This window comes from Corallococcus sp. CA054B (assembly GCF_003611625.1).
Taxonomy (GTDB): domain Bacteria; phylum Myxococcota; class Myxococcia; order Myxococcales; family Myxococcaceae; genus Corallococcus; species Corallococcus coralloides.
Genome location: NZ_RAVY01000398.1, coordinates 1 through 1280 on the forward strand (window position 1 = coordinate 1; position 1280 = coordinate 1280).

The window sequence follows — 1280 nt, forward strand, 5'->3', positions numbered from 1 at the left end:
CTGAGGGATCCCCTCATCGCATGAGGGAGGCTGATCTTCCATAGGGCTGCTGCTGCTGGGATAGCTGCGGAGCCAGTTGAACTGACGGGCCTCAAAGAGGACGGTTCGCGGATGCGCGAGCATCCATTGAGCCCGGAAGTCGTCGAGGAGTTCGTGAGGTCCGTCGTCAGCGAGGACCTCCATGCCAGGCGCGTGTTGTCGCTGGCGAATGCGACGCTGGGTGTCATTCACGCGGCCTCGCTGGCGGTGGCCACCGTGGGCCGTGCGCTGGCGCAGGCCCGAGGGCTGGAGCCGAAGCACGCCATCAAGCAGGTGGACCGGCTGCTCTCCAATACCGGGGTGAACGTCTGGGAACTCTTCGCCTCGTGGGTGCCGATGGTGCTCGCGCAGCGCACCGAGGCGGTGGTGGCGCTGGACTGGACCGACTTCGAGCCCGACGACCACAGCACGATTTGTCTCTCCCTGCTGACGAAGCACGGACGCGCCACCCCGCTCCTGTGGCACACGGCCCTCAAGAGTGGCTTGGCCGGCAACCGGAACGAGGCGGAGGACCTGGTGCTGCGCCGGCTTCGCGAGGTGCTGCCCGAGGGCGTCAAAGTGACGGTACTGGCTGACCGCGGCTTTGGGGATGTCGAGCTGTACGAGTTGCTGAAGGCGGAGCTTGGCTTCGACTTCGTCATCCGCTTCCGCGAGTGCATCCACGTCGAGGATGGGAAGGGCGTCGTGCGGACCGCCGCCGAGTGGGTGCCCCTGAGTGGACGCGCGACGACTTTAAAGAACGCGAGAGTCACAGCCCGGCGCTACGGCCTCTCGGCCGTCGTGGTGGTGAAGGCGCCTGGGATGAAAGACGCCTGGTGCCTCGCCACGAGTCTTGTGGCCAGCGCCACGGAGGTGGTGAAACTCTATGGCCGGCGCTTCTCGATTGAGGAGAGCTTCCGCGATGCCAAGGACTGGAGATTCGGCATGGGCCTTTCCTCCGCTCGTTTGAAGGACCCGGAGCGGCGCGACCGGTTGCTGCTGGTGAGCGCGATGGCCGTGGCGCTGCTCACCCTGCTCGGGGCGGCCGCCGAGGACACCGGCCTGGACCGGACGCTCAAGGCGAACACCGTGGCCAGGCGCACCCACTCGCTCTTCAACCAGGGACTGTATTTCTACGGCGCGCTGCCGATGATGAAAGAACATCGATTCGAGCCACTGATGAGGCGTTTCGGCGAACTGGTCCTTGCGCAGATGTTCTTCCGAGAGGTCTACGCCGTCCTATGAATGAGGGGATGCCTCAG

General features: G+C 65.3%; 1 protein-coding gene. It reads left to right on the top strand.

What is annotated here, in order from left to right; genetic code table 11:
• The first annotated feature begins 111 nt into the window (after positions 1–111).
• On the top strand, positions 112–1263 hold the full coding sequence (locus D7V80_RS40975) for an IS4 family transposase (RefSeq protein WP_120593144.1): 1152 nt from the start codon (positions 112–114) through the stop codon (positions 1261–1263).
• The last annotated feature ends 17 nt before the right edge of the window (positions 1264–1280 follow it).

What these genes read in the sequence shown, in the direction of transcription:
- D7V80_RS40975 (WP_120593144.1), top strand. Translation starts at nt 112, where the DNA reads ATGCGCGAGCATCCATTGAGCCCGGAAGTCGTCGAGGAGTTCGTGAGG.